This window comes from Rhizobium aureum (genome assembly GCF_030182495.1).
Classification (GTDB): domain Bacteria; phylum Pseudomonadota; class Alphaproteobacteria; order Rhizobiales; family Rhizobiaceae; genus Rhizobium; species Rhizobium tropici_C.
In genome coordinates this window covers 1-26,874 of the sequence record NZ_JAQJCI010000001.1, presented here as the reverse complement: position 1 = coordinate 26,874, position 26,874 = coordinate 1, and the positions used below count along the sequence as shown (strand labels likewise).

General features: G+C 59.1%; 29 protein-coding genes and 1 pseudogene. 12 read left to right on the top strand and 18 right to left on the bottom strand.

The features are described from left to right. Both tcmP and PH552_RS00140 read right to left on the bottom strand, forming a co-directional pair. Nucleotides 1-846: a three-Cys-motif partner protein TcmP gene (gene tcmP, locus PH552_RS00145; protein ID WP_285165263.1), complete on the bottom strand. Its 846-nt coding sequence runs from the start codon at nucleotides 844-846 to the stop codon at nucleotides 1-3. A gap of 29 nt (nucleotides 847-875) precedes the next feature. After that, entirely contained in the window at nucleotides 876-1,721 is an 846-nt protein-coding gene (locus tag PH552_RS00140; RefSeq protein WP_285165262.1) for a DUF5131 family protein, read from the bottom strand. 650 nt (nucleotides 1,722-2,371) lie between these two features. Here PH552_RS00140 and PH552_RS00135 point away from each other — a divergent pair. From PH552_RS00135 to PH552_RS00120, 4 genes are read left to right on the top strand one after another with little or no spacing between them, the layout of a single operon-like run. After that, nucleotides 2,372-2,629: a type II toxin-antitoxin system VapB family antitoxin gene (locus PH552_RS00135; RefSeq protein WP_113251737.1), complete on the top strand. Its 258-nt coding sequence runs from the start codon at nucleotides 2,372-2,374 to the stop codon at nucleotides 2,627-2,629. After that, nucleotides 2,626-3,027: a type II toxin-antitoxin system VapC family toxin gene (locus PH552_RS00130; protein WP_113251738.1), complete on the top strand. Its 402-nt coding sequence runs from the start codon at nucleotides 2,626-2,628 to the stop codon at nucleotides 3,025-3,027. Before PH552_RS00135 ends, PH552_RS00130 begins: the two co-directional genes overlap by 4 nt. Before the next feature lie 32 nt (nucleotides 3,028-3,059). After that, nucleotides 3,060-3,344: a DUF7673 family protein gene (locus PH552_RS00125; protein ID WP_113251739.1), complete on the top strand. Its 285-nt coding sequence runs from the start codon at nucleotides 3,060-3,062 to the stop codon at nucleotides 3,342-3,344. Next, nucleotides 3,337-4,518 (top strand): site-specific integrase, encoded by a 1,182-nt coding sequence (locus PH552_RS00120; protein ID WP_113251740.1) that lies wholly within the window; start codon nucleotides 3,337-3,339, stop codon nucleotides 4,516-4,518. The genes PH552_RS00125 and PH552_RS00120 overlap by 8 nt, the downstream gene beginning before the upstream one ends. A gap of 100 nt (nucleotides 4,519-4,618) precedes the next feature. Here the strand turns inward: PH552_RS00120 and PH552_RS00115 are convergent, their stop codons facing one another. After that, nucleotides 4,619-5,032 (bottom strand): type II toxin-antitoxin system VapC family toxin, encoded by a 414-nt coding sequence (locus PH552_RS00115; protein ID WP_113251741.1) that lies wholly within the window; start codon nucleotides 5,030-5,032, stop codon nucleotides 4,619-4,621. Beyond that, on the bottom strand, nucleotides 5,029-5,280 hold the full coding sequence (locus PH552_RS00110; RefSeq protein ID WP_112345259.1) for an AbrB/MazE/SpoVT family DNA-binding domain-containing protein: 252 nt from the start codon (nucleotides 5,278-5,280) through the stop codon (nucleotides 5,029-5,031). Before PH552_RS00110 ends, PH552_RS00115 begins: the two co-directional genes overlap by 4 nt. A 663-nt stretch (nucleotides 5,281-5,943) precedes the next feature. Here PH552_RS00110 and PH552_RS33685 point away from each other — a divergent pair. Beyond that, the gene (locus PH552_RS33685; RefSeq protein ID WP_113251742.1) at nucleotides 5,944-6,213 is read left to right on the top strand and encodes a hypothetical protein; all 270 of its coding nucleotides are present in this window, start codon (nucleotides 5,944-5,946) and stop codon (nucleotides 6,211-6,213) included. A 327-nt stretch (nucleotides 6,214-6,540) separates the two neighbouring features. On the opposite strand, the gene PH552_RS00105 is transcribed toward PH552_RS33685, so the two are convergent. Continuing rightward, nucleotides 6,541-7,143 carry a TetR/AcrR family transcriptional regulator gene (locus PH552_RS00105; RefSeq protein ID WP_285165261.1) on the bottom strand — a complete coding sequence of 201 codons (603 nt, stop codon included), beginning with the start codon at nucleotides 7,141-7,143 and terminating at the stop codon, nucleotides 6,541-6,543. A gap of 118 nt (nucleotides 7,144-7,261) precedes the next feature. Between PH552_RS00105 and PH552_RS00100 the strand changes: the two genes are divergently transcribed. Next, entirely contained in the window at nucleotides 7,262-8,302 is a 1,041-nt protein-coding gene (locus tag PH552_RS00100) for an aldo/keto reductase (protein ID WP_113251744.1), read from the top strand. A gap of 299 nt (nucleotides 8,303-8,601) precedes the next feature. On the opposite strand, the gene arr is transcribed toward PH552_RS00100, so the two are convergent. The 3 genes from arr to PH552_RS00085 are packed head-to-tail and all read right to left on the bottom strand — an operon-like array spanning nucleotide 8,602 to nucleotide 10,440. Continuing rightward, complete coding sequence (gene arr / locus PH552_RS00095; RefSeq protein ID WP_113251745.1) at nucleotides 8,602-9,024, bottom strand: NAD(+)--rifampin ADP-ribosyltransferase; 423 nt, start codon at nucleotides 9,022-9,024, stop codon at nucleotides 8,602-8,604. Beyond that, on the bottom strand, nucleotides 9,021-9,512 hold the full coding sequence (locus tag PH552_RS00090; RefSeq protein WP_162737092.1) for a hypothetical protein: 492 nt from the start codon (nucleotides 9,510-9,512) through the stop codon (nucleotides 9,021-9,023). The genes arr and PH552_RS00090 overlap by 4 nt, the downstream gene beginning before the upstream one ends. After that, nucleotides 9,499-10,440 (bottom strand): LysR family transcriptional regulator, encoded by a 942-nt coding sequence (locus PH552_RS00085; protein ID WP_113251746.1) that lies wholly within the window; start codon nucleotides 10,438-10,440, stop codon nucleotides 9,499-9,501. Before PH552_RS00085 ends, PH552_RS00090 begins: the two co-directional genes overlap by 14 nt. A gap of 105 nt (nucleotides 10,441-10,545) precedes the next feature. On the opposite strand from PH552_RS00085, the gene PH552_RS00080 reads away from it, so the two are divergent. Both PH552_RS00080 and PH552_RS00075 read left to right on the top strand, forming a co-directional pair. Then, nucleotides 10,546-11,286: an SDR family oxidoreductase gene (locus PH552_RS00080; RefSeq protein ID WP_113251747.1), complete on the top strand. Its 741-nt coding sequence runs from the start codon at nucleotides 10,546-10,548 to the stop codon at nucleotides 11,284-11,286. Nucleotides 11,287-11,364: 78 nt separating this feature from the next. Continuing rightward, nucleotides 11,365-11,754, top strand: a complete 390-nt coding sequence (locus tag PH552_RS00075) for a limonene-1,2-epoxide hydrolase family protein (RefSeq protein ID WP_285165260.1) — start codon at nucleotides 11,365-11,367, stop codon at nucleotides 11,752-11,754. 86 nt (nucleotides 11,755-11,840) lie between these two features. On the opposite strand, the gene PH552_RS00070 is transcribed toward PH552_RS00075, so the two are convergent. Then, nucleotides 11,841-12,233 carry a winged helix-turn-helix transcriptional regulator gene (locus tag PH552_RS00070; protein ID WP_113251749.1) on the bottom strand — a complete coding sequence of 131 codons (393 nt, stop codon included), beginning with the start codon at nucleotides 12,231-12,233 and terminating at the stop codon, nucleotides 11,841-11,843. Between the two features lie 81 nt (nucleotides 12,234-12,314). On the opposite strand from PH552_RS00070, the gene PH552_RS00065 reads away from it, so the two are divergent. Both PH552_RS00065 and PH552_RS00060 read left to right on the top strand, forming a co-directional pair. Continuing rightward, nucleotides 12,315-13,046, top strand: coding sequence for an SDR family NAD(P)-dependent oxidoreductase (locus PH552_RS00065; protein ID WP_113251750.1), 732 nt, complete (start codon nucleotides 12,315-12,317; stop codon nucleotides 13,044-13,046). Nucleotides 13,047-13,375: 329 nt separating this feature from the next. Beyond that, entirely contained in the window at nucleotides 13,376-14,026 is a 651-nt protein-coding gene (locus tag PH552_RS00060) for a glutathione S-transferase family protein (protein WP_113251751.1), read from the top strand. 58 nt (nucleotides 14,027-14,084) lie between these two features. Here PH552_RS00060 and PH552_RS00055 read toward each other — a convergent pair whose 3' ends face one another. Continuing rightward, a complete protein-coding gene (locus PH552_RS00055; RefSeq protein WP_162737093.1) occupies nucleotides 14,085-14,678 on the bottom strand; it encodes a TetR/AcrR family transcriptional regulator in 594 nt (197 codons plus the stop codon). Between the two features lie 137 nt (nucleotides 14,679-14,815). Between PH552_RS00055 and PH552_RS00050 the strand changes: the two genes are divergently transcribed. Next, entirely contained in the window at nucleotides 14,816-16,039 is a 1,224-nt protein-coding gene (locus PH552_RS00050) for an MFS transporter (protein WP_113251752.1), read from the top strand. Between the two features lie 84 nt (nucleotides 16,040-16,123). Here PH552_RS00050 and PH552_RS00045 read toward each other — a convergent pair whose 3' ends face one another. Further along, entirely contained in the window at nucleotides 16,124-17,908 is a 1,785-nt protein-coding gene (locus tag PH552_RS00045; RefSeq protein WP_113251753.1) for a trimethylamine N-oxide permease, read from the bottom strand. Between the two features lie 242 nt (nucleotides 17,909-18,150). Here PH552_RS00045 and PH552_RS00040 point away from each other — a divergent pair, with 242 nt between their 5' ends. Continuing rightward, entirely contained in the window at nucleotides 18,151-20,520 is a 2,370-nt protein-coding gene (locus tag PH552_RS00040; RefSeq protein ID WP_113251755.1) for a trimethylamine N-oxide demethylase, read from the top strand. Here the strand turns inward: PH552_RS00040 and PH552_RS00035 are convergent. From PH552_RS00035 to PH552_RS00005, 7 genes and pseudogenes are all read right to left on the bottom strand, one after another. After that, nucleotides 20,517-21,116, bottom strand: a complete 600-nt coding sequence (locus PH552_RS00035) for a methyl-accepting chemotaxis protein (protein ID WP_113251763.1) — start codon at nucleotides 21,114-21,116, stop codon at nucleotides 20,517-20,519. The genes PH552_RS00040 and PH552_RS00035 overlap by 4 nt on opposite strands. 115 nt (nucleotides 21,117-21,231) lie before the next feature. Next, nucleotides 21,232-22,569 carry an NAD(P)-binding domain-containing protein gene (locus tag PH552_RS00030; RefSeq protein WP_113251756.1) on the bottom strand — a complete coding sequence of 446 codons (1,338 nt, stop codon included), beginning with the start codon at nucleotides 22,567-22,569 and terminating at the stop codon, nucleotides 21,232-21,234. Between the two features lie 68 nt (nucleotides 22,570-22,637). After that, nucleotides 22,638-23,678 (bottom strand): heme-dependent oxidative N-demethylase family protein, encoded by a 1,041-nt coding sequence (locus PH552_RS00025; RefSeq protein ID WP_285165259.1) that lies wholly within the window; start codon nucleotides 23,676-23,678, stop codon nucleotides 22,638-22,640. A gap of 29 nt (nucleotides 23,679-23,707) precedes the next feature. After that, nucleotides 23,708-24,673, bottom strand: a complete 966-nt coding sequence (locus PH552_RS00020; RefSeq protein WP_285165258.1) for a PDR/VanB family oxidoreductase — start codon at nucleotides 24,671-24,673, stop codon at nucleotides 23,708-23,710. Continuing rightward, nucleotides 24,670-25,275, bottom strand: a complete 606-nt coding sequence (locus PH552_RS00015) for a dimethylamine monooxygenase subunit DmmA family protein (protein ID WP_112345239.1) — start codon at nucleotides 25,273-25,275, stop codon at nucleotides 24,670-24,672. Before PH552_RS00015 ends, PH552_RS00020 begins: the two co-directional genes overlap by 4 nt. A gap of 10 nt (nucleotides 25,276-25,285) precedes the next feature. Further along, a complete protein-coding gene (locus tag PH552_RS00010) occupies nucleotides 25,286-26,419 on the bottom strand; it encodes an aminomethyl transferase family protein (protein WP_112345238.1) in 1,134 nt (377 codons plus the stop codon). Between the two features lie 114 nt (nucleotides 26,420-26,533). Then, nucleotides 26,534-26,874: pseudogene (locus PH552_RS00005) on the bottom strand (bifunctional methylenetetrahydrofolate dehydrogenase/methenyltetrahydrofolate cyclohydrolase); the annotation flags it as partial.

The following is a 26,874-nucleotide window of genomic DNA, read 5'->3' as shown; positions in this document are numbered from 1 at the left end:
TCAGTGGTGGCTCACTTCTCGGTGGAAAAACCGGCTCAGTTCCGCGCGGAAACCAACAAGGCGCGGCGCTTCATCGTGATCGGATGCGTGTATCATCGTGAACATGTGCTTGCCGCTGCTCCCCTCGTGTTCGTAAATGGGAAACGAGTATACATTGCGGTAACCAAGATCTTTTCGGAATCGTTCCTCAAATTTCAAGGTGAGCTTAGTTGGACCAAGCGATTGCAGATGCCTCCAGTCATCCCTGCCCCACCACCTTTGCGGAATTTCAACGTTTTTCGTAAACCCAGAAAGACCGCGGGACATCCACCCGACGCCAAGAAAATAGAAGAGTTCGATCTTGTTGTTCCCGGCAGACTTGTGTTTGGCAAGCTTCTCTAACGTCGCCCACTCGCATTCACACATGAACTGGTCGAGGAGACAGAAGGTCGCCGTTTTATCAGTGATGACGCCGCTGGCCAAGATCCGGTCAATGGACCTGTTGAAATCGCCGACTAAAACCTCGTACCGACGAGCTGGCTTTACAGCAGCCTGACCGGCCGCCAATTCTTCCAAATATTTGGCTCTCTCGGGCTCCAGCTCGCACCAGAAAAATTGGCGCAGGAATTTCGGTTCACTCTCGACAACGAGCTTTGCGGCCCAGCTCTGAGGATTCGACGGGTCTTTCGGTGCAGCAAACCCATCGATGTAGGCGCCGTGCTTGGTGATGAAGACAAAGTACCTCAGGTATCTGGCGATCAGCTGGGCCTTGTTTTCGGTCCAGACCTTATGTTCGGCATCTCTCTTCATTTTCATTGGAGAGAGATGCTTGGGGGCAGCTGGGAAAAGCTCGGTTTGTTTTGCCATAGATTCTCGGTGAACGGCGGCGAGTTGGTTCAGGCGGCATTCGTTTCGTGGGACTGAGAACGGGGATAAGTATTGGGGAAGCGCCTCACAATTTTTCCATCGAGAAGGCCACCACCCTTGCCATTCGGATCTATCTTTTTCACTTCATCGACCGCTAAACCGTCTTCGGATACCAATGGGTTATTGGCGAAGGCCCCCCATTGCTTAAAGAAAGGTGCAATGTTTAACGCTTCGCAATCCTGGATAATATCGCGGACCCATTTAGTGTCCATAGGTCTAGCGCCGTGACCGCTTTCGCCCCCAACTATTAGCCAGTCAGGCTTTGGGTCATTGCTGGAGATTCTCAGGCTTCCGATCGCCGGTTCGTAGGAAACAAACCAAACCGTTGCCGGAACTTGTTCGATGACCTTCTTTCTCTGATCAAACCGTGCCTGATCTTCAGCTGTAAACCCCAGCCAGACGTTATCATAACCGTCAGGACCCCAGTCCTCAGGCAGCATCTTCTTAATATTCTGGGGACGCTTGGTGAGAAGCTGCCAATCTAGAGCTGGCGTCGAACGTATGACCCTGAAGAGATCGGCTCGCCAGCTCGGATCAACCTGGTTATCGAACACGTCTGCAAGTGAGGCACAAAAGACCTTTTGACGGCGACCGTGCTGACTTTGAAAAAGGGCCGCCTTCGATTGCCAAATCAACGGTGCTTTCCAATAGCTCTCGGTCGTTCGCTTTCTTGGCGAGTTGCCCCATTTCACATGGCCCGAGCGCTTTGACCACGCTTCGGCATAGCAGTTGTCACAGCCCGGGCTGATATTCGTGCACCCCGTCCACGGGTTGAAGGTATGATCAGTCCATTCAATTCCAGTGTTGACAGCCACGATCATCTCCTTGTTTGGTCCTGCAGTATGCTATCAGCGCGAGGCTTAGCAAAGTGATAAGGTTCCCGGGTCTATAATCTCGATTTTCGCTGCTTCACGCGTCGGAAAAAATTGGGTTCATTTTACCAAACTTGAGTATACGGCCCCCTAAACGCAGACACGAGTGCGCGCGTTTAATTCCCTCGGTGCGCTTCTTCCGTACTTAGACAGCGGTGTGACTGTTGGATTACGCGAGCTTCTGACTCTGAATGTCATTTTTACCAACCGACCTGGACAGATGTAATGCCATGATAAGGCTGATAGTTCAAACATTTGGTTGAATTATACCTCAACCGAAACTGAGCGGCCGCCTGCTGCTTACCGATTTAGTCGAGAGTATCGGCAATGTCAGAAATCTGCCCCACTTACCTAGGTCTCGACGGTGAGATTCTCGAGTTTTCATGTTATTAACCATATGAATTAAAACTATTCTTTTGCCTTGTTGAAGCGAAGTTCGCTGTTGCTTCCGTTGCCTCGACGACGCTTTTTTGTGCGTCTCACCATCGATAGGTATCAAGTATCGATAGTTAGCCATCTCAGGGCAATTCCTTGCTATCTTCACCGCAAAACACTATCTTTGCGGCATGACATCCGCGCCAGGAGTGCCCAAAATGTCCGAACCACAGCTTTCCATCCGCAGCAGCAAGGCACGCGATCTGGCGCACGCGCTGGCCAGACGCACCGGCCAACCAATCAACAAGCTCGTCGAAATTGCGCTCGAGCACTACGACCAAGAACTGCGGCAAAAGCCGACACAGACGCCAGCCGACACGCTTTGGGAGTTAATGGCCGAGGGCCGACGGTCCGTGCCATCCGGCACCACCTCCGCCCACGATGATCTCTACGACGAAAACGGTTTGCCGAAATGATCGCCGTCGATACGTCGGTGATCGTGGCCACGTCGCTGGGAGAGCCCGAAGCTGAACGGTTTCATGCGCTCGTCACCCGTGAGGAAGTCGTCATTGGCTGGCCGACTTTACTTGAGGCACGAATGGTGCTCACCGGCAAGAGCTTTCCCAACGCTGCAACCATCATTTCACAGCTCGTCGCTTTGCCAAATGTGACCGCGGTGGCCTTTGGCGAGCGGCATTATTATGCTGCCGAGAAGGCCTTCGACCTGTTTGGCAAAGGTCGCCATCCAGCCGGCCTTAATATGGGCGACTGCTATTCGTACGCCGTTGCCGCGATCGCCAAGGCACCCTTGCTATTCAAGGGGAATGATTTCGGCCAGACCAACCTAAAACTACATCCGGCCTCGACCGGCTGACAAAAGAATGCGAAACCGAGCCCGAGGGTCCGATGGAAGACCGTGTCCGCTTTGCCCTGGAAAAACTGCTGAATGTCGCCCACGAGGATACCGGCCAGAGCCGGCGGGTGGCCAATTTCCTGCTCACCTGGTGGAACGCCGAGGTGCATGGCGGTTTCGACCTCACCGATCTTGCCAATGTCGATCGCGCCATCGCCGAGGACATGGCGACGGTCTTCACCTTTCTCGCCCGCGAGGAGGATGTCGTTTATCCCAATGACTATCGCAGCGAGATCGAACAGATCATCGCGCCCTGGCGGCCGCAACCGCATGACTGATCTCAAGGGAAACAGCGCAGACGCTCGCATTGACGACGGGATCCTGACGCGCGCCGAGGAGCTGGATGCACTCGACGCCATCCTGCCCTTTGCCCGGCGCGATCAGCTGGCGACCCTGCTGACGGACGACGATGTCGCCACCCTCAAGCATCTGGCCAAGGAAGGTATGGGCGCCAATACGTTGAGGGCGCTTGCCTCCGATCTCGGCTATCTCGAAGCCTGGTGCGAGCTGGCTACCGGCGCGCCCCTCCCCTGGCCAGCGCCGGAGAGCCTGCTCCTGAAATTCGTCGCTCACCATCTCTGGAATCCGGTGGAACGCGCCGAGGATCCGAGTCACGGCATGCCTGATGACGTCGAGATGGGATTGCGTGCCAAGGGCCTGCTGCGCGTCGATGGCCCGCATGCGCCGGATACGGTGCGCCGGCGCCTGACCTCCTGGTCGATCCTGACCCGCTGGCGCGGGCTAGTCGGTTTCTTTGGTGCTCCCTCTCTGAAGTCTGCACTCAAGCTGGCAATCCGTGCCACGCCGCGGCAGCGCCGACGCAAAAGCAAGAAAGCTGTCACCGGTGATGTCCTGGCAAAGCTGCTGGCCACTTGTGCCGGCGAGCGGCTAGCCGACGTCCGCGATCGTGCACTGTTGCTAACCGCCTTTGCCTCCGGCGGCCGGCGGCGCTCCGAGGTCGCTGACCTGCGCCTCGAGGATCTCGTCGACGAGGAGCCGGTGCATGCCGATCCGGCAAACCCCGCCTCCCCTCTCATGCCCTGTCTCACCATCAATCTCGGCCGCACCAAGACGACGACGGCTGAAGACCGAGTACATGTGGTTCTGATCGGCCGGCCGGTTGAGGCGCTCAAGCAATGGATCGAAGAAGCCAGGATCGACAACGGACCGGTGTTCCGGCGCATAGACCAATGGGGAAATATTGATCGGCGAGCACTGACGCCGCAGTCGGTCAATCTGATCCTGAAAACCCGATGCAAGCAGGCCGGTTTGGACCCGGAGGTGTTTTCGGCGCATGGACTGCGATCGGGGTATCTAACCGAGGCGGCCAATCGCGGCATCCCCCTGCAGGAAGCCATGCAGCAGTCGCTGCACAAATCGGTGCCGCAGGCCGCAAGCTATTATAACAACGCCGACCGGAAGAATGGGCGGGCTGCGCGTCTGGCAATGTAGCCGAAACTGACCAGCCTTCCGGCATCCTTATGGCCGCATCAATATTTTCTTCCGCTGACCGGGCAAACAACTCCACCGCATTATGGGAGTGGGCAGATATCTACTGTGCTGCACCGTCAGGGCAAAGCCGCGCCGCCTGCCCCTGCTCTGTAAGTAGTTCAACCGCCTTTTTATCGAACGAAACGAAGGTTTCGCCACCTAGCCAATTGCCCTCATAGGCCATGATACCGTCGGCAAAATCTCCGCCGGCCTCAAGGATCGCAAGCCCGGCCTCGACAGCCGGCCGGTTCATGACCACATTTCCGGCATCCAGCAAATCGCGGATCGTCACGGCGACATCTTCTTTCGACAGCTTCGCGCCCCGGCGCAGTATCCAAACCAATTCACACAGGCAGGGCAGGGAAACCGCGATGAGCGAGGCCTCTCTCAGGAGCTTGCTCGCGGCGCGGCCTTGCTCTGCATCGTCCTGCAAAACGGCACGAGCCAGCACATTTGTATCGACGGAGATTTTCATTCGTCACCCGCCCAACCAGCGGCGGCAAGCTCATTCATTTCCTCAATCGTTATCGGCTTTTTAACCTTGCCCGCATGCCGACCGATGAAGGTATCAATAGTTCCAGTGGGCTTTGCAGCTTTCACCCGAAGCTCGCCGCCAGGCAGTTTGTCAAAGTCGATGCGTTCGCCCGGCTTGATGCCGAGGTGCTGCAGTAAATCCCGCTTTAATGTGACCTGCCCTTTCATCGTTACCGTTAGGGAAGTCATAAGGACACTCCTTTTCGTTGAGTACTATTAGATAGTAATTGAAATTCACATTACCAGCAAGCAAATCAAAAACCTTCCTGGCCAGCGTCGCAGCCTCGACCAATATGCCGCGTGGGCCGGGTTCTTGCTCACGCAATTAGAAACCTCCGGGCCGATAATTCCCATCCCGCTCCCTCCTCTTAGCGTCGCTGCCTGCCAACAACGGCGCTCCCGTGTCTTCCCATGAGGTGGCAAGTTTTCGGCATTTCGGCCGCAGAGGCCTACTGACAAGCGTTTCACTCCCAATATGAGTACCGCGCTATCATCGCCCGCAAAACGCGCAGTTTGGACTTCCAGTTTGGTCCTAAAACACGCTTAAAACGGGTCGTTTTCTCATGGAAAAATCCAGGAACACCGACCCATCTTTCATCGTGTCAGTGTCCGAACAGTGTCTTATCCACTTAGCCAGCATATCCCCGAGCTTGAACTGAGAACCTGGGCCTGCGCCCCCGACCTTGTCCTTGCTGAAAGGTGTTACCGTCTAGCGATGCCATCACGGGCATGAGGCCTAAGTCCGTACTTGGTCGCGACTTTCGTCCGTATTCACGAACAGCGCTCGTGGCATACTACATCCAAGGCGTGGATCAACGCCTCGCAGTTGTATGTAAATCAGGATAGAAAGCCATGAAAAGAATCATGATCGCGGCGCTAGCGCTCACAACGACTTTGGCCGCCTCGCCGGCATTCTCTCAGGTCTACTTTGAATACGGAGTTGGGCCTCGCTACGACTATGATCGGCCGCCGCCACGCTATTATCGCGATCCGCCTCCCTACGCATATGATGGGTACTATGATGGCCCTCGCTATCGGTATCATCGCCGGTGCTGGACGGAAAGGCGCTACGGCTACCGCCATCATCATCGGGTCGTAGTGCGCGAAACTGTTTGCGAGTAGTTCGTGCGAAAGAGCGCAGTTCTGGTTCGGCCCGAAATGCGAATGGTGGCATTCACAAAACCGTCACACAATGATAGATTGAGCTGCGCAAGTTACTGAACTCCAGTTCACACCCGGCTCGCGCGTTCAACAGTGCTCCTGTTGCTGCCCTGCCTGGCCCCACCAGGCAGGGCTTTTTGTTGAGGCAATTGAAGCTTCAATTGGGCGGCACAGTTTGAAGAGGGGATGATTTTTCGCTCATGTCGCTAGGCCTTCCCACAAACCTCGGCCCGAGATTAAATTGAGCCGCTTTTGTGCCCCTCACGCGTCGCGGGACCGGCTGATATCTCATCTGGTCCGCGTCTTTGCGACCTCGTGGGCGTCAGCAAACGCGGCCCGGACAGCTTCAAGCACCTCGTCCGACAGCGAAGGGTTTGCCTTGGCCACTGCCCGAGAGATGGCGAGAGCGCCGATTTCAGCAGCAGTAGCGGCGAGCGCAAGTCTTCGCCGGTCGCCCTCGGGGATCGAAGCTTCGAGAGACGCTTCGTTCATTGAGGCCCAAGCCAGGAATGCACTGGTGAAACTCTCGCTGACGGCCTCGTCATGGTGGCTGATTTCGCTGACGGACGCGGCCATCGGACAACCGTCGGAGACCTTCTCGCGCATATAGGGAGAAAGGTATCCGTCGAGCAGTTCCTCGAACGCCAAATGTCGGTCGCCGATCCATTCACGCGTGGCCTCCATGTTGGCGGCGAAGCCATGTGAAAACGCCGCGGCGGCGAGCTCATCCTTCGACTTGAAATGCGCGTAGAGCGCGCCGTGCGTGAGCCCCGCTTCCTTGGCGACCTCTGCGACGCCCACTCCGTCGATCCCCCGCTCCCGAAAAAGACGGCTGGCGGCGCTGAGAAGCGCATCCCGGTTCTCTGCCGCCTTCTCCTTCGAAACACGCATAAAAACTCTCCGATCCAAGTTCCAGATTTTTTAGTTGCGGTCACAATTAAAGTCAAGTAGTGCTCTCGACGGCGATACATTGCGATCGCAATTAAAACTTCCAACAGGAGAAACAGACATGCGTTACAAACTTTTCGGCCAGCATACGGGTCTGCGCGTTTCCGAGCTGGTGCTCGGCACTGGCATGTTCGGCACGGGCTGGGGCTATGGTCAGGAGCGCGGCGAGTCCCGTCGCATCCTTGACGCCTATGCAGATGCAGGCGGCAACTTCATCGATACGGCCGGGGTCTATCAGGGCGGTCAATCGGAAGAAATCATCGGCGACGCGCTAGTCGGCCGCCGCGACGATTTCGTCGTCGCCACCAAGTACACGATGCCCGCCGGGGCCAAGGGTGGCATTCTCGTCACCGGCAATAGCCGTAAGGCGATGGTCGTGTCGGTCGAGGATAGCCTGAAGCGGCTGAAGAGCGACTATATCGACATCCTGTTCGTCCACATGTCGGACGGCGTGACGCCGGCCGAAGAGATCGTGCGCGGTTTCGACGATCTCGTGCGAGCCGGCAAGGTTCTTTACGCCGGCCTGTCGAATTTCCCCGCGTGGCGCGCCGCGCGCGCCGTCACCATCGCCGAACTGCGCGGCGCGGCTCCGATTGCCGGCCTCCAGTTCGAGCACAGCCTTGTGGTCCGCTCGAGTGAACAGGAGCTGCTTGCTGCCGGTCAGTCGCTAGGCCTCGGCATGGTGTCGTGGTCGCCGCTGGGTGGCGGCCTTCTTACCGGCAAGTACCGCCAGGGCGAGACCGGTCGTAAGGAAGGAATGGGCGGCAACGTCTTCCAGCAGGAGAATTCGCCACAGCGCACGGCGATCCTCGACACCCTGATCGACGTCGCGAGCGAGCTGGGCGTCGCGCCGGGCGAAGCCGCGATCGCGTGGGTCGCTGCGAAGGGCACGCTGCCGATCATCGGTCCGCGCACCATCGAGCAGCTCAATTCCAACCTGGCGGCGGTGAAGGTCACCCTGTCGGCCGACCAGATCGCTCGCCTGGATCAGGTCAGCGCGATCCCGACGGCCTTCCCCTACAACGTCCTCGAGGGCGCGCGTCCGGGCTATACCGGTGGGAAGATCGAAGAGTTCACCGCTCCGGCTATTTCCGCCGCCTGATCCGGGCCGGCGATGACCGAGGTCCTCGACAGTGTCTCCTCAGGCGATGAGCCGGTACCCGGACGTATGCCTTTGAACGCATGGCGAGGACCGTCCTGCCCGCGGGTATCTGCGACAGAGTAATTGATCCGAATTGATCAACGGCGACGAAGGTTCATATCCTTTTTTCGGGGCGAGGAAGCAACTGTACTTTGCGTCTTATTCGGCCGTTGAACCAAGCTGCGAGATGTCCTCAAAGCCGCCGTTCTGCATATGTGACCCAGCTGTCTAATTCGGGGTGGAAAGCTGACCATCTCGCGTCAGTTGATGATTTCGCCTCGTTCGTCTGAGCGCAGTGCGGTTAGCCGTTCTCTCCATACCTGTAGTGCTTCAGGCGTCAATCTGGTCCAATGCGTGATTTCGCCGACGACTTTGAGCGGTGCGCTGCTGCGATACGATCGAGTGGGGTTGCCGGGAAATTTCTTGTCGGTGACGTTCGGGTCGTTCTCGAATGTCCCTGTGGGTTCTACGACGTAAACACGCGGGACTGCGCCGCCCCCGGTGAGTTCGGCCGCGATTTCAGCGGCAAGTCCGGCACCGTCCAGAATGGCAGTGAAATAGATATGGTTCATCACCACTTCAGGACGATAATTCGACCGGTATCCTGCGGTGAGGAAATCACCCACACGCAAATCCGCGATTGTTCCATGAAAGAAAGGTCCCTCGTCCAGCACTTCCGTCATCGTGTTCGTCCTTCTCTTGTGCGTCTGCTTCCGGCAAGACGACCGGGGTAGGTTCGGTTTACTATCGTCCTGATCCTGATTTCACTGAAGTGGACCGTGTCACGTTTCGGACCGGCTCCGCCATCATCTCGTCTGCCAGATTCAATTTCCGTGTATTTCGCAATCACTGATCCAACCCGCCAGCCGGAGCTTCTGATCTCTTCGGAAAAGACTTGCACGCGCTTGACCGTCGAGGCCGCCCTCTCTTTTGTTCCCAGCTGCAGGATTGTTTCGATAACCTCGTCGGCCTCTACTTTCAAATCCTCGCGACTGAAATGCCATGCCACATTATGGCGGCGGCGGAACCGCAGGGCGACGTCGCGCAGCAGCTGCCGACGGCCGATCACCGAGCCTTCAATCTGCTGATATGCCAGATCGGCTAAGAGCAGTGCATCATACGCGCCGTCGACCTGATAGTACCCAGACCCCGCAACACTACTGTCCGGCAAATACCACCTCATCCCAAGATGGGCGTGCCGGGAAAACCTCATCGAGAAATGTCAGGAATGCTCTGACATTCGGATTGGCGCGGCGGCTCTCCGGCCAGAGCGCAATCATGCTGGAGCGGTCGACGGCGAAGGCGGTGAGGATCGGCACGAGTTCGCCGCGTTTCACATATGGCGCGGCGATGTAGGTTGGAGAGATGCCGACGCCGCCGCCGGCGACGAGGACAGCGGCGACACCATCGCTTGTGTCCACCGTGATCCCAATCTCTGGCGTGGCCTCGAAGACGCGTTTTCCTGATGCAAAGGGCCAGCGAAGTGTCTGGCCCGAGCTCTGGAAGCGAAAATTGACGCAGTCATGCCCCGCTAGCTCGTCAGGATGTCGAGGCGTACCCCGTCGTCTCAGATACTCGGGCGAAGCAAAGGCGCAAAGGCGATGCGGCGCAAGCCGTCGGGACTTCAAGCGGGAGTCGGCCAGCGCTCCAACCCGAATGGCGACGTCTACACCCTCTTCGATCATGTCCACGAACTGATCTCCCAGGCGCAGATCGATTGCGAGTTTCGGATGACGTGCGCGCAAGCGAGGGAGCGCCGGGCCGAGTATATGCACGCCAACCGGAAGTGGTGCGGATATCCGGAGAATGCCGGACGGGTCGGCGCGGGCAGCCATTGCGGCCTGCTCGATATCCTCGGCTTCCCGCAAGAGACGCAGCGCGCGATCGTGCAGATCGCGGCCCTCCGGCGTAAGCGTCAGAGAGCGCGTGGTACGGAGGAATAGGACGATGCCGAGCTGCTGCTCGAGCCGCTGGACGCTCTTGCTGACGGCCGACGGTGACACCGCGAGCGCACGGGCTGCCGCCGTGTAGCTTCCCAGGGATGCGGCCCGCGCGAATGCAATCAGGCCCGTGAGACGTTCTATACCGATTTGTGCCATGGTGGCATGAGTAAAGCGAATAGCGGGCCAATTATCAATCGATCCAATTGGAATTAGCTTCTGGCCGTCGGCGCAATCGAGCGCCTCCAAAACGGAGCCAGAGCGATGGGCACTCAATCAAACATCTCGGATATCCTTTCAGGCAAGACCATACTCATCGTCGGCGGCACCTCGGGGATCGGTCTCGCCGCAGCCATCCAAGCCAAATCCTTCGGCGCAAAAGTCATCGTGGTCGGATTTGACGCCGAACGGGCAAAAGAAGCCGCAGAACAACATGGCTTCAGCGGCTGGAGGGCCGCCGATGTGACCAAGCGCGAGACCATCGAATCCGCGCTCGCTGATATCGAGCATGTCGATCACCTCGTCTTGCTGGCCGGAAGCTTCGTCATCGGCAAGGTGCTGGAAGCCGACGTCGACCATCTCCGCCGCGCGTTCGAAGAGCGCATCTGGGCAGCGATATATACTCTTCGGGCACTTGGAGATCGGCTCGCTGCCGACGGTTCGGTGACATTCATTTCCGGAGCACTGGGCGATCGGCCGAACGCCTATGGGACCGCCGTTCTCGCTGCCGCTTCGGCGGCAATGGAAGCATTGGCACGCGGCCTTGCGCTGGAACTCGCGCCGCGCCGCGTGAACACCCTTTCGCCGGGCCCGATCGATACTCCGCTGCTTGGCAAGGCGCTTGGCGACGGTCGCGACGCCTTTGTCGAGGCCCTCAAGGCAACATTGCCATTACATCGTCTCGGGAGCGCTGAGGAAGCCGGGGCGGCAATCGTGTTCTTGATGGCGAATGGCTGGATGAACGGCGCGACCCTCAACCTGGATGGTGGATCGCGGCTGGTCTGAAGGCCTCCAGCATTGCGAGCCAGAACTCTCTGAAATTTGTAGCTCGGTTTTCGAACCACGCAAGAAGGAATTCACTGAATGTCGACTGACCCAACCAAGACAGCCATGACCTTTTTCGGCCACTGGAACACCGGCCATATCGACGAGGCGATCGCCATGCTTTCCGAAGCCGTGCTGTATGACAACGTACCGTTCCCGAATATCGTCGGGCGGGAGAACGTCCGAAAGTTTCACCGCGATTTCGGAATTGGAACGACATTCACGGTTGATCGGACGGTGACACAGATCGCGGCGGCCGGAAATGTCATCCTCAACGAACGGCTCGACGTCTTCCTGCATGAGGGCGGTGGAAAAATCATACTTCCGGTCATGGGGACGCTTACGGTCGTGGAGGGATCGATCACCGTATGGCGCGACTATTTCGATCCCGCTGATTTCGATCGACAGCTGGCTCTGATCGGGAAATAACGCAATGGAATGCATTGGCTGTTTAGGGCCAGCAAGAGCCGAGACCCTAGGTCCCTTGCGCGCCGGAAGCGGTCATAACGCCATCGTCACCGACGATTTGCCATGTTGTCATAGCGCAGCGTGGCCGCCTCGACCTTGTCGCCATTGGCGGCTGCCCATGCACAGAGTGCTTCAAACGGCTCCCGCAGGGAATGGCCTAGTGGAGTAATGGCATATTCCACGCCAATCGGCTGCGTTGGGAGCACGGTTCTCGTCACAAGGCCGTTCCGCTCAAGCCTCTTCAAAGCGTCGGCCAGAGCCTTGTGCGTGATCCCATCGAGGCGCCGCTTGATCTCGTTGAAGCGCGAGGGTTTGGGACAGATCACTGTCAGTATCAGGATCGTCCATTTGTCAGCGATCTTGTCGAGCACCGGGCGAACCCGTGCCATGTCGCCACAGGCGCGATGAGAAAGTGCTTCCAGGTCAGTATACTCGTCCATATCTAGGCTACTTCAGGTGCGTAATTGATACCAGATATAGGACGTATATCATGACGAGACCATCAATTGAAAGGATTTACGATGGCTCGAATGAGTAACAAGGTTGCCCTGGTCGTCGGCGGCGCCAAAGGTATAGGCTTGGCAATTGCGGAGCGGCTTTCTGCCGAAGGCGCGAAGGTCTTCATTACCAGTCGTAGAAGTGAAGATGCCGAGAAGGCAGCCAAGGGTATCGGCTATGATGCGGTCGGCATTGCCGCCGATGCCAGTGTGCCCGAAGATATGGTGGAGACCGTCGAAAAAGTGCGCAAAGCATGCGGCCGTATTGACGCGCTCGTCTTGAATGCAGGCCTTTCCGAGCCTGCGCAGATTACCGACATAACGCCAGACCACTTCGACCGCCACTTCGACGTCAACGTCCGCGGGATGGTTTTTGGCCTGAAGGCGGCTCTGCCTGTGATGACGGAAGGCGGGTCGGTCGTCCTCGTCGGATCCATCGCCGATAGTGGAGGTTACGCTTCATACGGAACTTACGCCGCCACGAAAGCAGCCGTGCGTTCCTATGCCCGAACCTGGACGGCAGAACTCGCGCCCAAAGGTATCCGCGTCAACGTTGTTGCGCCCGGTCCAACGGATACCGAAATGATGGCTGCGGTTTCGGAAGACATGCGTGCGGCACTTGTCGCTCCGATCCCGATGGGGCGAATGGCGCGGCCTTCGGAAGTGGCTGCGGCCGCCTTGTTCTTGTTGAGCGATGAGGCAAGCTACATCGCCGGTGCCGAATTGTGCGTCGACGGCGGCTTGCGGCAGGTCTAAGGTTAAGTCGAAACGCCGTACCCGATCTGAGCAGGTCGGGTACGGCAAACGCGCTCGATGACAGACCGACGTAAAATTGAAGCCGTTCAACATCGAAAAAGTCACCGAACACCGAGTGCGATCATGTGAGCGCCTCTGTTCTCGACGAACCGTCCACCTGTCGTGAAACGTCCACTTCGGGCCGAACTCAAACCTTTGCCATGGCTTCCTCCATCTGATCCCTCGCGGCTCTTCAGGCATTCTCGCTTTCGGAAGCTATCTCGCAAACCAAGTGTCGGAATTTTGCTCAGCCAGCCGTCTTTGAGAGAGACAAGTAATGGAGAGCAGCAATGACGATAACGATTACCGCCTTTGAAAAGTCGCCGGATCGCGGCAGGGGTCTGGCGCGTGACATGCGCGTTCGCTGGGCGCTGGAAGAGGTTGGCGAGCCTTACGAGGTGCGCCTCCTCTCCTTCAAGGCGATGAAGGAGCCTGCGCATCTCGCCCTTCACCCCTTCGGGCAGATCCCGACCTATGAAGAGGGTGATCTCGCCTTGTTCGAGTCGGGGTCGATCGTGTTCCATATCGCGGAGCGCCATGCCGGTCTTTTGCCGGACGCTGCCAGCGCCCGTGCGCGGGCGATCACATGGATGTTTGCCGCTCTCTCCACGGTGGAGCCGCCGATCATCGACCGCGCAACCGCAAGAATCCAGGAGCGCGATCAGATCTGGTACGAGCAGCGCCTGTCCATGGTCGATCAACGCATCCGCCAGCGGCTGAACGAACTCTCCCGTTACCTCGGCAGTGCCGATTGGCTCGACGAGGCATTCAGCGCTGGCGATCTCATGATGATATCGGTCCTGCTCAGGCTGAAGGACTCGGGTATATTACAGGACTATCAGAATCTCTCCGCCTATGTCGCCCGCGGCGAAGCCCGGCCGGCATACAAGCGGGCTTTCGAGGCTCAGCTGGCGGTTTTCACCGCCGCATCGACGGCCTGACGAGGCTCCATCCGGTGCCTTCGCGGGAAATTGGTCGCGACCGCGGGCTTCGGTCGGATCAGTCTTTCTCGATCCGCAAGCCTTCGAGGAAAGTTCGAAAGGCCTTGACCGCCCGTTTCGAGGTTGTCGCCGGATCGTCCGAATTGGCGATCCACTGCGCAGCACAGCTGCTTGCCGCATTGATGAGGCGAGCGCCGGCTTCCGGGTCAATCTTCACGATGATCCCCTCGTCTCCAAGGGCGCGGAGGCTCTCTGTGATCGTCGCGATGCAGCCGTTGGCACTCGGCCATCCGGAGGGATCACCAAGGACAGCCGGGCCGTCGCGAAACATGATGCGCTGGATTTCCGGCTCCAGCGCCATTTCGACATATCCGACATTCTCGTCGACGAATGCCTGCCAACGCGATGGTGCTCTGGACGAGATCGCACAGAGCCTTGCAGTCATTTCCGCATCGATCTGGCTGACGACGGCCTGCAGAAGCCCCTTCTTGTCCCCGAAATGGTGGTATAGTGCCCCCCGCGTCAGCCCGGCGGCCGCTGTAAAATCATCCATCGATGCGTCGGCATAGCCGACGCTCCCGAATGCCTTACGGCCGGCGGCCAGCAGCTTGGCTCGCGTCTCAGCGATCATTTCACTACGGGGTTTGCGCATTACGTCTCCGTCAATGGTTCTGCATAAATTCGCATACGCTGCGTATATTATTTGACATACGCGACGTATGCAATTATCTCATTCGCATACGCCGCGTATGTCTGTGGCGATTTCGTCCAATTCCAGGGAGCGTTCCGATGTCCAATCCATACCGCGAGATCTTCCGGGCGCCGGGTGCGAAAGGTTTTTCGGCCGCGGCTTTTTTCGCGCGTATTCCCATTGCGATGGCCCCCATCGGCATCGTCGCCATGCTGTCACAGACGCGCGGCGAATATTGGCTTGCCGGGGCGGTGTCCGCCACCTTCGCTTTGGCCAATGCAGTCGTCTCGCCGCAGATATCGCGGTTTGTCGACCGGCTTGGCCAGCGTGCTGTCGTCGCGCCGGCCACCATTCTCTCGGTCGTGGCCTTTATCGTTCTCGTCATCGCCTCAAATCAGGATTGGCCGGCATGGACGCTGTTTGCCTCGGCCTTCCTTGCGGCTGCCATGCCGAGCATTCCGGCCATGGTGCGTGCTCGCTGGACGGAAATCTTCCGCGACCGGCCCGAGCTCAACACGGCCTTCGCATTCGAATCCGCGGCCGATGAGCTCGTCTATATCGCCGGCGCTTCCCTTTCGGTCGGCCTTTCCGTCTCGCTGTTCCCGGAGGCCGGGATGCTTGTGAGCACGATCTTCCTTTCGCTCGGAACGGCGGCCTTTTTACTGCAGCGGTCGACAGAGCCCAAGGTGCGTGCGCTTGGTTCCGATCGCCCGCAATATTCGGCCATCCGGCTGCGTCCGGTCCAGATCATCACGCTTGCCCTGATTTTCGTCGGCGCCACTTTCGCCACGGCGGAAGTGAGCGCCGTCGCCATCACAAAGCAGCTTGGCCAGCCCGGCGCAGCAAGCCTTGTCATCGGCGTCTATGCCCTCGGTTCGTTTATCGTCGGCCTTGTCATCGGCGCTCTGAACCCGAAGGCGCCGCTCCAGAGGCAGTTGCTGATCGCAGTCGGCGTCCTTGCCCTCACCGCCCTTCCGCTTCTCGTTGCCGGCGCGTCCGTGACCTCGCTTGCCTTTGCGGTTTTCCTGAGCGGCGTTGCCATCTCTCCGACCTTCATCACCGCTTTCGGACTGATCGAACGCCGGGTGCCGGAGTCAATGCTGACGGAAGGGGTGACCTGGATCATGACAGGCATTGGCATCGGCATGGCGCTCGGCGCCTTCGTTTCCGGCTGGATGGTCGATAATTTCGGACCGGCGAATGGTTTCTGGGTTTCGGTCGTATCGAGCGCGATCACCGTCTTGATCGTGGCACTTGGTCAAACAAACCTGTCGGGGGCGCGGGCAGGTGATGCTGCGTCCGTCAATCAAGCCGCCGAATGAGCGGGGCCGAGGACATAACGAAGGTCCGGCCTGCCGAGCAGGCCGGACCTCAATGCCGTGAACCGGAGATCAGGCAGGATGCCGCTATGCCGGCAGCTGGAAGATCCAATTAGCGATCAGCACGATGGCGAGGCCGCCGGCAAGCGCCAGATAGGGCAGGATTCCCGCTTTCCTGACACCCAGATCCTGGCCGATCAGCCCGAGGTCATCCATCGCGCCCGCCGGGAATTTGCCGCCGTCGCGCACATAATGCCTATAGGCGAAGACCGGCAGGATCAAGGCCGCGAAGGCAAAGCCGATCCAGAGCGCATTGGCATAGCCCCAAACCTTGGCGCCGGCGCCGAGGAAGAGGGCGTTGACGAAGGCAAGCACGGTGTTGAGGCCGATGAGCCAGGACGGCGCTTTCCACGGGCGCTCGATATGTCCGGAGTCCATGCGATGGATCCAGCCGGAATTGAGGTTGAGGAAATTGAAAATGATGTATCCGACGTTGGAGACGGCGAGCACGAAGAAATAGCCGCTGGTGTCGGACGCGATGGCCAGAAGAAAGAGGTTGAAGGCGAAGTCCGTCCACATCGCTCTCGTCGGCGCGCCGTTCTCGTTCACATGGTCGAGATATTTCGGCAGCCAGCCATCCTTCGAGCCCTGATAGAGCGTGCGCGAAGAACCGGCCATTGCCGTCATGATCGCCAGGAACAGCGCCAGGATCATCAGAACGACGAGCAGCTGCGTGACGACGCGGCCGGCACCGATCAGGCCACCGAGCGCCTCGCCGACGCCGGTGCCGTCGACGATGCCCGGTGCCAGCATGCCGGCATGACCGAGAACGCCCTGGAAGGCGAAGGGCACGAGGAAGAAGAAGATGCAGCAGGCAAGCCCCGAATAGAAGATCGCCTTGAACGTATCCGTCTTCGGGTTCTTCAGTTCGCGCGTATAGCAGACCGCCGTTTCGAAGCCATAGGTCGACCAGGCTGCGATATAGAGACCGCCGAGGAAAAGCGTCCAGCCGCCATTGCTCCAGGTGCCGTCGGTCGCGGCGTAAGCCGCTGTCGGCGGCAGCAGGCCGGTGACGTTGGCGGAGAGGATCTGGCCGCTGACGATCGGATAGACGCCGATGATCAGAAGCGGCACCAGCACGATGATCGCCAGCCACTTCTGCACGCTTGCCGTCTCGGAAATGCCGCGATGCTGGATCGCAAAAATGATCAGCATCAGGACGCCGCCGATGAAGAAGGTGGCGTTGATATTGGCGGTTGCGAGGAAGGGAATGTTGAAGCTGACGAGAGACCAGGTGCGGATGGCCGGCGTAAAAGCTGCAACGCCATCGGCGCTGAGCAGCGCTTTCACCGCATCGTCGGGCGATGTACCGGCATGGGCCGCGATGTATTCGGCAACACGCGGGCTATCGGCGGTGATCGACGTCGCATGGGCGCTGATCCAGCTGAGCACGGCCTGTGAATCTGCCGCGGGGATGGGAAAGAAGGCATTGAGGATATAACCGGCGGCAATGGCGCAGCCGAGGGACAGCACCGGCGACCAGGCAAACCAGTTGCACCAGACCGAAAGCGGCGCGATGAACTTCGAGTAACGCAGCCAGGCCGTCGCGCCATAGACCGAGGCGCCACCGGACTTGTTGCCGAACATGCCGGCAATTTCGGCATAGGTAAAGGACTGCAAAAATCCCATGATCATTGAGATGATCCACACGACGAAGGCAAGCTTGCCCGTCGTGCCGGCGATGCCGCCGATGGAGAAGAGAACAAGCGGCGGCACGCCCGCAGCCACCCAGAACGCGCCCTTCCAATCAAGCGCGCGTATAAGCTTACCTTCGGTGCCGGCGGGAGCGCCGGCGTCCACGATGTCAGTCATTGGTGATATTCCCCATTTTGTTCCGGACGTATCTCTCGTACGTCTCCCTGAACGTGCCTCCCATGGCATTGCGGGGCGTGCTGGAGGTTTTCGTGAGCCGAGTCTGTGCGCGGATTTCCAGATGCATGCCCTTTATGCATAGTGAAGATATTTTCTTTTTAGTCAATATCCCTTTACTTTCCACCGGCATTTTGTCAGCATGATTCCAGTGCCTCGGTGCACCTATTTCCCGAGAGGGTTTAATGCGAGAACTCCATCCGCCGACCGCCGGAATACGGCCGATTTCGGCGAGCATCATCCGCTATCCAGGCATTCCGGCCTTGCCGCAAGATACCGAACGCTATCGCTGCAAGGGCGGTGGCTCGCTGGTCGTGCGCGTCGAGGCCGGCGACCGGGTTTCGGTGACGGATAGCGAAGGTGGCCAGGTCTGCGAGCTCACCTTCCTCGACGAGAAAGGCCGCTTTCAATCCGCAGGATTGGGGTCGGCATTCACCGGCGAAGCGACAGGTCTGAAAGCCATTCTTTCGTCCGGAGATGAAAGCGCCGGCCGCACGCGCGCAACATTGGAACGGCGCGGCGCCGACCTGGCGTCCGCGGCAGCATTGCACCTTTTCGGCGGGTCATCTCGCGCCGGCAGCACGGCGGAATTCACCATCGCGACCAAAGGCCTGCTGATCGCCTGCGCACCGGGAACGACCATGTCGCCGGAGACGCAGGATACGGCAACGCCCATCGAGCTCAGAATACGTCGCTCGACGATCCTGCGAGACTATGCATCCGCACTCCCCGAACCGCTCGCCGATCCGATCGAAGACATCCGCATCAAGGCAGCGACCGCTTCGGCCTATTTCGTCCGCGCCGGCGAATATATTCAAATCATCGACGTCTACGGCCGGCAATGCACCGATTTCCAGGCCTTCTCCGCCCGCAAGGTCGACAAAGGCCTCGACCTTGCGCTCGATTCAACCGTAACCCGCACCCTGCTTGGCCGCAGCTATCCAGCGCCCGGCCTGCCCTCCAAGGCCTTCGACCGTGATTTCGAGCCGCTGGTGGAAATCGTGCAGGACACGGTTGGCCGCCACGACGCCTTCGCAACGGCCTGCAACTCCCGCTACTATGACGACATGGGCTATCCCGGTCACGTGAACTGCACCGACAATTTCAACGCGGCGCTCGCTCCCTATGGAATTGCCGGCCGAAAGGGTTGGGAGGCACTCAACTACTTCTACAACACCAATGTCGATCACAATAACCAGCTCTATCTCGACGAGCCCTGGTCCAGGCCCGGCGATTACGTCCTGATGCGCGCCCTGACGGATCTTGTCTGTGTCTCCTCCTCCTGCCCCGATGACATCGACGCGGCCAATGGCTGGGACCCGACCGATATCCACGTGCGCACCTTTTCCGGCAAAGAAAAATTCACACGAGCGGTGGCCTATCGCATGACCCCTGACGCCGACCCCGAACTGACGCGGGAAACCGCATTTCACCCGCGCCTTTCCACCATGACGCGCGACTACACCGAATATCGCGGCTTCTGGCTGCCGAACCGTTTTTCCTCGGAGGGGCCGGTCGAGGAATACTGGGCCTGCCGCGAACGCGCCGTCGTCATCGACCTTTCACCGCTTCGTAAATTCGAGGTGACAGGGCCGGATGCCGAGGAATTGCTGCAATATTGCCTGACGCGCGACGTGCGCAAACTCTCCACCGGCCAGGTCGTCTATTCCGCCATGTGCTACGAACATGGCGGCATGATCGACGACGGCACGCTATTTCGGCTCGCAGACAAGAATTTCCGCTGGATCGGCGGGGACGACTATAGCGGCATCTGGCTGCGCGAGCAGGCCGAGAAGAAGGGCTTCAAAGCCTGGGTGCGCTCCTCCACCGACCAGATGCACAATATCGCCCTGCAAGGCCCGAAGAGCCGCGACATCCTGAAGGAGATCATCTGGACGGCGCCGCGTCAGCCGACGATCGGCGAACTGGAGTGGTTCCGCTTCGCCGTCGGCCGCATCGGCCACTTCGAGGGAGCGCCGGTCGTCGTCTCGCGCACCGGCTACACCGGCGAGCTCGGCTACGAAATCTTCTGCCATCCGAAGGATGCGGTAACAGTCTTTGACGCTGTCTGGAAAGCCGGCGAGCCTTACGGGCTGAAGCCGATGGGTCTTGAGGCGCTCGATATGGTTCGTATCGAGGCGGGCCTGATCTTTGCCCATCATGAATTCGACGATCAGACCGATCCTTTCGAGGCCGGTATCGGCTTCACCGTGCCATTGAAATCCAAGCAGGACGATTTCATCGGACGTGAGGCGTTGGTCAGGCGAAAGGAAAACCCACGGCATCTGATGGTCGGTCTGGACATCGAGGCCAACGAGGCCGTCGGACATGGCGATTGCATCCATATCGGCCGCGCGCAAATCGGCGTGGTCACCAGCTCCACCCGTTCACCGATCCTCGGCAAAACCATCGCGCTCGCCCGTGTCGACGTCACGCATGCAGCTGTTGGAACCAAGGTCGAGATTGGCAAGCTGGATGGCCAGCAGAAGCGGCTTCCAGCCGTCATCGTGCCGCTTTCTCACTACGATCCGCAGAAGACGCGGCCGCGATCCTAATCCGACTTCTTCTGCGCGGCCGAGATTGCGCGTGCCGCCTCTTCCGAGGAATTGGCAAGCGTACGCATCTCTGCCGCCAGGACCGCAAAACCCGATCCGGCCGTGCCCGCTCTTGCCGCCTCGATGCCGGCATTGACGGCAAGCAGCTTCAAGTAGCGCAGCGACTGCAGGATCTCGTTGGTCTTCGATGCCGTGACCCGCATGTCCGCGGTCTGCTCGTCGAGGCGTTGGTAGAGCGATTCGATATTCAGGATACTGCCTTCGAGATAAAGAAGCTCCCCGGCCTCGTCCCAGACACCGCCGCCGGTCTCCGTCACCCAGAGGAAATGGCCGTCGCGATGACGGATGCGATACTCCATCGTCCAGTCGGTGCGGCTTTCCAGAGCGCTGCCGACAAGCTCATCCATGAGCGGAATATCATCTTCGCACATGATCGAAGTAAAGGTTCGCGCACGGTTGCCGATGATCTCATCGGCGGGATAGCCGAAGATGCGCTCGATGCCGTCGGTCATCTCAAGCATCGTATAGTTTTCGTCAGCGCGGCAGCGATAGAGAAAACCCGCCATACGGCCGAGAACGCTTGTCTGAAAATCCATGGAAGCCATGCCCGAAGAGAAGGTTGCGGATGAACTCGTTTCGTCTCAACGCATAAAAATCCGGCAAAGGCTGCTTTCGCCTCCCTTGCCGGTCAGGTGGGGAAATGGTCAAGGATCAATTGCGCAGATATTCCTCCATGGAATCATCGAGCGCGTCGACCCAGGGCGTATGATGTGTCGGCGACATGGTGCCGGTCATCAGCGAGCGGTAGGCATGATCGCGGAAGCCCATGATGTTTTCCGCCTTGTGATGCTCCCATTCCATGAAGGTCCTGTTCGTGCCTTCGATATCGAAGCTCGGATAATCGGTCTCTGCGAGCAGCTCCTTCACGTAGTCGCCCTGATACCAGATCATCTGCTCGGCATCCTCAAGCGTTTCCTCGCGGGCGCGCCACTTGTCGAAGTTCGCCTGCAGTTCCGCTTCGGGCGGCAGCTTGATGCGGCCCATCATGACATCGCGCGCCCACCAGGCCTGCACGTCGAACATGTTGAAGGTGTAGAACTGATCCTGCATGCCGATGTAGAAGAGCTGCGGGTTCTTGTCGAAGATCACGCCCTTGTAGAGGTGGTCGGCCCAGAGCCGGTTGGCCGTCTTCAGCCGGAGATCATCCGGCAGGAAGGGGAAATGATGCTGATAACCTGTGCAGAGGATCAGCGCGTCGACGTCCTTCGAGGAGCCATCGAGGAAATAGGCCGTCTTGTTTTCAAGACGCGTCAGCAGCGGCCGCTCCTCGAAGTTGTCAGGCCATTTGAAACCCATCGGCTTGGAGCGATAGCTTGTCGTCACCGACTTTGCGCCGTATTTCCAGCATTGTGAGCCGATATCTTCGGCCGAATAGCTACGGCCGACGAGCAACACGTCCTTGCCCTTGAACTCCAGCGCATCGCGGAAATCGTGGGCATGCAGCACACGGCCGTTGAAGGTCTTCACGCCTTCGAAATAGGGCACGTTCGGCGTCGAGAAGTGGCCAGAGGCGACGACGACATAGTCGAACACCTCGTCATACATCCGGTCCTGGGGACGATCATGCGCGGTTACCGTGAACTTCTTCGTCTCTTCATCGAAGCGCACCATACGCACCGGCGTGCTGAAGCGCACCCATTTGCGCACGTCAGCCTTCTCGACGCGGCCCTTGATATAGTCCCAGAGCACGGCGCGCGGCGGATAGGAGGCGATCGGCTTGCCGAAATGCTCCTCGAAGGAATAATCGGCAAATTCCAGGCATTCTTTCGGGCCGTTCGACCAGAGATAGCGATACATGCTGCCATGCACCGGCTCGCCATATTCATCGAGGCCTGTGCGCCAGGTATAGTTCCAAAGGCCGCCCCAATCCGCCTGCTTTTCGAAGCAGACGACTTCCGGGATATCAGCACCCTTCTTTGCGGCCGATTGAAAGGCCCTTAGCTGGGCAAGGCCCGAAGGGCCGGCACCGATAACGGCAACTCGTGTCATGTGGCATTCCCCTTCTCGATTGTATCGAAGTTCTTATTGCATGCAGTCGTTTTGCGCCGCGTCCGGCATCAATCCGGAAAAATGCCCGGACTGGTCGGGGCGCCGTCATCATATTGCGACAGCCAGTCGATCGTGGTCTGGTGGAAGCGCGTCAGGCCCTTGTAGTCGATGAGCTCCGGCGGCAGCGTCTTCAGCACGCGCGGGAAGCGGCGCGCCCATTTTGGCACTGTCACCAATTCATTCATGTTCATCAGATAGCAGCGGATGACGAAGAGAATGGCGTTCGACCGCGGCAGGCGCCATAGGCTCTGCAACTCGACGCGCAGGTGCACCTTCTCGCCGACATTCTCGGGCGTAACCGTCGTGCGATCCGGACCCCATTTCGGGTAGTTTTCGGGGCTGGTATCGAGGCGCGGGTTGATAGTCATGGTCCAGTTGAACCGGCGAGTCGGCTTGCCTTGCTGCAGGTTCAAGAGGAATTTGAGCGCGCGGTCGAAGACGCCGATCTGGTGGGCGAGCGGCACCGGCCCGTGCCATTCCATGAAGTTCATGCCGATATCGAAATCAAGCGACCAGTCGGCCTGGGTCGTGACCATACCGGCATCCATCCAGAGATTGCCGTCACGCTGGTCGACGATACAGAAATCACCCTGTGCCTGGCGGGTGATGTATTCGAAGGGTTCGTAAGGCAATGTGGACGCATCGCCGAATGTGAAGGTGTCGTCTATGCCGAGCGGCCTATTGATCCAGCGCCATTGATCACCATTCTTGGTGAGCGTGAAATGCTCGGGATAGCCGGCCGCCTGCTCTTCCATCAAGAGTTCCAGCGTGTCCCATTGCGCTGTCATCATGTGCGGCAGCGCCTGATAGCGTAAGGGATCTTCCTTCAGCACCAGGGCCCGGTCATGCATCTCGGCGACATAGTGCTCGTCGACGTCGATGAGGCTTTCGTAGACCGTATTCTTCCGCCCCTTCACATGCGGTTCCATGTTGACCGAATACATGTATTCGTCGCGATCGAAGGGGAACGGAAAACGCCTGATATTTTCCGGACTATTGCGGTAGCTGAAATCGTCCCTGAACGTTTCCTGCTTGAAGGCGATTGCCATGCCCATTCTCCTGGATATCGGCCGGATGCTTAGAGGTCGAGATGCAGCGCGCTTCCCTCGAAGCGGGAGACGCAGATCATCACCTTTCGGCCGGAGGCCTTTTCTTCGTCGCTCAGATAGACGTCATTGTGCAGAAGTTTGCCGTCGCAGACGGCAACACCCGTCTCGCATTGCCCGCAGGCGCCGCCGCGACAGAGGAAGGGCGCGTCGACACCCGCTGCCTCGATCGCCTCCAGCATGCTCTCGTGATGGCCGACGTGAACGGTCTTGCCCGACCGCGTCAACATGATGGAGAAGGGCTTGCCAGGCTGCGACGACAGGAAGCGTTCGGAATGCAGGTTCTGTTCCGGCCAGCCGGCCTCGATGCCCGTTTTCAACACGCCGTCGATCATGCCGGTCGGGCCGCACACATAGAGATGCGTGCCGAGCGGTTGGCTTTCGAGCAGACGGGCGACGGGGATGAAATTGCGATCGGCGTCGCAGTAGATCTTCACCCGCTGCGAGCCATATTGCTCGACAAGTTCCCGGCAATAGGCGCCGCGATCGAGCGAACGCACGGCATAATGCAGCTCGAAATTCGCGCCCTCGCGCGTGAACTGCTGCATCATCGCGATGAAGGGCGTAATGCCGATGCCGCCGGCAATCAGCAGATGCTTGCGGCCGCGCCAGTCCGGTTGAAAGAGATTGACGGGATAGCTGACCTTGAGCTCGTCACCCTCGCGCACCTTCTCATGCATGAAGGCGGAACCGCCACGCGAATCCTCGACACGCAGCACGCTGATCTCATAGGCCGAGCAATCATGCGGCGGCGACATCAGCGAATAGGCGTTGCGGCGCACATGGCCCTCGTCATTCATCGAGACGATGACATGGGCGCCACCGGAAAAATAAGGCATCGGCGCGCCATCAAGACGCTCGAAGCGGAAGCGCTTGATGCGATCGGCGACGGGCGTCACCTTCGCGACACGAACCGGAATTTCCGTACCACCGCTCACAGGAACAACTCCTCGGGATCAGGCGCCGTGCCCGGCTCTTCCGCATCGATGTTGACGCCCTGGAAGGCGCCGAGCCGGCGCGAATAATGGTCGCGCACCAAGAGCGGAAGCCCGCAATGGCTGCAGGCAAAAGGACTATGCGTGACATCGTCGGTGATGCCCTTGCAGTGGACGCATTGCACCCGTCTTGCAAGCGAGCCGCGATGCTCCGTGATGATCGAGGCATGATCCATGCCAAGGTCCAACGCCACCATCATCGCCTGGCCGATAAAACCTTCCGTGCCGGCGATATAAAGCCGCGTGCCCATGTGAGCCGTTGCGAGCGAGCCTTTCAGGCGGAAGAGCAACGTCGCAATGGTCGGCGCCGTGAAGAACATGTCGGCGCCGAGCCCGCGCAGGGCCTCATCATGGCCCCTGCCCTGCGAACCGCGCGCGACATAGAGGATCTCGCTGCGCGACAGGATGGTACCGTCAAGCCCGACCGTCTGGTCGAGGAGGGCATTGGCCCCCTCACCTTCCAGCGCGAACAGATGCCGCCGGGCGTGCGGCTGGATGGAGAGCCCTTTGTAGACCGGCCGGCTCTTGATGCCTTCGACAAGCATGAGCGCCTCCTTAACCGATAGCCGTCCTCTTCTTCTTTTCAGGGTCGTCGAACGGAAGCGTATGGGCGATGGCACTCGCATTGAGGCTCTTGCCGCGCACTTCAAGCTTGGTGCCCTGCACCGCCTTGTCGACATCGAGGCGGGCGATCGCCATCGATTTCTTGGTCAAGGTCGAATAGCAGGGGCAGGTGATGACACCAACCTTTTTGCCCTCGGCATAGACCTCGTCGCCGAGATCGGCCGGACCGTCCGCATCGATCAGCATGCCAAAAATCTTGAAGCGTTCCTTGCCCTTGAGGCGCGCATGTTCCTCGGCGCCACGGAAACCCGTCTTTCCCGGGCTGACCGTGAAGTCGAGGCCGAGCTCCCAGAGGCTGTCGCCGGGCGGCTGGTCAGCGAAGGGATACATCTGCGAGTTATCGTAGGGATAAAAGAGCAGATAGCTTTCGACACGCAGCATGTCGAGGACGCTGAAGCAGCAGGGAATGATCCCCATCTCCTCGCCTTCCGCGACGATGCGATCCCAGATCATCGGCGCATCCTGGCCACGCACGAAAATTTCATAACCGCGCTCGCCGGTATAGCCGGTGCGCGAGATCATCACGGGCGCGCCGAACAGCGTCGTCTGCATGTGATGGAAGTATTTGAGATCGCGTATGCCGGGCACATATTTTGCGAGATAATCGACGGCGACAGGACCCTGCAGCGACAGATCGTGCAGATCGTCGTCGAAGAGGACAGCGCAGTTGCGGCCGGCCGCCTGCTTGAGCACTTCCTCGTGGCCGGAGCCCGAACCATGCACCAGCATCCAGGAATTCGGACCGGTGCGGTAGACGATGCAGTCGTCGGTGAAGTAGCCGCGGTCGTTGAGCATCGCGGCATAGACCGAGCGGCCGGGATAGATCTTCGACATGTCGCGGGTGGTGATATAGTCGAGCACGGCAATGGCGTGCGGTCCGACCAGATGCACCTTCTTGAGGCCGGAAACGTCCATGATGCCGGCTTTGGTGCGGATCGCGACGTGTTCCTGCGACATGTCCTTCTCGTAGGTCCAGGCGGTTCCCATGCCGCTCCAGTCCTCGAGTTTCGATCCGAGAGCACGGTGCCGGTCCGCCAAGGCGGAGAAACGCCATGATAATGCCATTTCGTTCCCTCTTTTTCTTCTATGGAATATTTGTTTCCTGACTATAATCGTCTTTCACGCCTTGGCAAGCCGATCCGAAGGGTTTTTCTTAGCCGTCCGGATGGTATTTCGCTCTCAAAACTTCGGCGGCTTCTTACCCGCAGCGCGATGTGCTGCAATGACGGTATTGGCCATCAGCATGGCGATCGTCATCGGTCCGACACCGCCCGGAACCGGCGTGATGGCGGCAGCGACTTCGGAGGCTTCACCATAGGCGACATCCCCCACCAGCCGGCTCTTGCCCTCGCCCCGCTCCGGGGCCGCGATCCGGTTGATGCCGACATCGATGACGGTGGCGCCGGGCTTGATCCAGTCGGCCTTGACCATCTCCGGACGGCCGACGGCCGCCACCAGAATATCGGCACCCCTCGCGACCGAAGCCAGATCCTTCGTGCGCGAATGCGCCGTCGTGACCG

Bases quoted from the DNA above. Each gene is read 5' to 3' on its own strand.
- PH552_RS00130 (WP_113251738.1), top strand. From the start codon at position 2,626: ATGATCGCCGTCGATACGTCGGTGATCGTGGCCACGTCGCTGGGAGAG.
- PH552_RS00115 (WP_113251741.1), bottom strand. From the start codon at position 5,032: ATGAAAATCTCCGTCGATACAAATGTGCTGGCTCGTGCCGTTTTGCAG.
- PH552_RS33685 (WP_113251742.1), top strand. From the start codon at position 5,944: ATGAAAAGAATCATGATCGCGGCGCTAGCGCTCACAACGACTTTGGCC.
- PH552_RS00085 (WP_113251746.1), bottom strand. From the start codon at position 10,440: ATGGCACAAATCGGTATAGAACGTCTCACGGGCCTGATTGCATTCGCG.
- PH552_RS00040 (WP_113251755.1), top strand. From the start codon at position 18,151: ATGCGAGAACTCCATCCGCCGACCGCCGGAATACGGCCGATTTCGGCG.
- PH552_RS00080 (WP_113251747.1), top strand. From the start codon at position 10,546: ATGGGCACTCAATCAAACATCTCGGATATCCTTTCAGGCAAGACCATA.
- PH552_RS00135 (WP_113251737.1), top strand. From the start codon at position 2,372: ATGTCCGAACCACAGCTTTCCATCCGCAGCAGCAAGGCACGCGATCTG.
- PH552_RS00060 (WP_113251751.1), top strand. From the start codon at position 13,376: ATGACGATAACGATTACCGCCTTTGAAAAGTCGCCGGATCGCGGCAGG.
- PH552_RS00065 (WP_113251750.1), top strand. From the start codon at position 12,315: ATGGCTCGAATGAGTAACAAGGTTGCCCTGGTCGTCGGCGGCGCCAAA.
- tcmP (WP_285165263.1), bottom strand. From the start codon at position 846: ATGGCAAAACAAACCGAGCTTTTCCCAGCTGCCCCCAAGCATCTCTCT.
- PH552_RS00030 (WP_113251756.1), bottom strand. From the start codon at position 22,569: ATGACACGAGTTGCCGTTATCGGTGCCGGCCCTTCGGGCCTTGCCCAG.
- PH552_RS00075 (WP_285165260.1), top strand. From the start codon at position 11,365: ATGTCGACTGACCCAACCAAGACAGCCATGACCTTTTTCGGCCACTGG.
- PH552_RS00015 (WP_112345239.1), bottom strand. From the start codon at position 25,275: ATGCTTGTCGAAGGCATCAAGAGCCGGCCGGTCTACAAAGGGCTCTCC.
- PH552_RS00100 (WP_113251744.1), top strand. From the start codon at position 7,262: ATGCGTTACAAACTTTTCGGCCAGCATACGGGTCTGCGCGTTTCCGAG.
- arr (WP_113251745.1), bottom strand. From the start codon at position 9,024: ATGACGGAAGTGCTGGACGAGGGACCTTTCTTTCATGGAACAATCGCG.
- PH552_RS00025 (WP_285165259.1), bottom strand. From the start codon at position 23,678: ATGGCAATCGCCTTCAAGCAGGAAACGTTCAGGGACGATTTCAGCTAC.
- PH552_RS00045 (WP_113251753.1), bottom strand. From the start codon at position 17,908: ATGACTGACATCGTGGACGCCGGCGCTCCCGCCGGCACCGAAGGTAAG.
- PH552_RS00035 (WP_113251763.1), bottom strand. From the start codon at position 21,116: ATGGATTTTCAGACAAGCGTTCTCGGCCGTATGGCGGGTTTTCTCTAT.
- PH552_RS00110 (WP_112345259.1), bottom strand. From the start codon at position 5,280: ATGACTTCCCTAACGGTAACGATGAAAGGGCAGGTCACATTAAAGCGG.
- PH552_RS00070 (WP_113251749.1), bottom strand. From the start codon at position 12,233: ATGGACGAGTATACTGACCTGGAAGCACTTTCTCATCGCGCCTGTGGC.
- PH552_RS00055 (WP_162737093.1), bottom strand. From the start codon at position 14,678: ATGCGCAAACCCCGTAGTGAAATGATCGCTGAGACGCGAGCCAAGCTG.
- PH552_RS00105 (WP_285165261.1), bottom strand. From the start codon at position 7,143: ATGCGTGTTTCGAAGGAGAAGGCGGCAGAGAACCGGGATGCGCTTCTC.
- PH552_RS00050 (WP_113251752.1), top strand. From the start codon at position 14,816: ATGTCCAATCCATACCGCGAGATCTTCCGGGCGCCGGGTGCGAAAGGT.
- PH552_RS00125 (WP_113251739.1), top strand. From the start codon at position 3,060: ATGGAAGACCGTGTCCGCTTTGCCCTGGAAAAACTGCTGAATGTCGCC.
- PH552_RS00120 (WP_113251740.1), top strand. From the start codon at position 3,337: ATGACTGATCTCAAGGGAAACAGCGCAGACGCTCGCATTGACGACGGG.
- PH552_RS00010 (WP_112345238.1), bottom strand. From the start codon at position 26,419: ATGGCATTATCATGGCGTTTCTCCGCCTTGGCGGACCGGCACCGTGCT.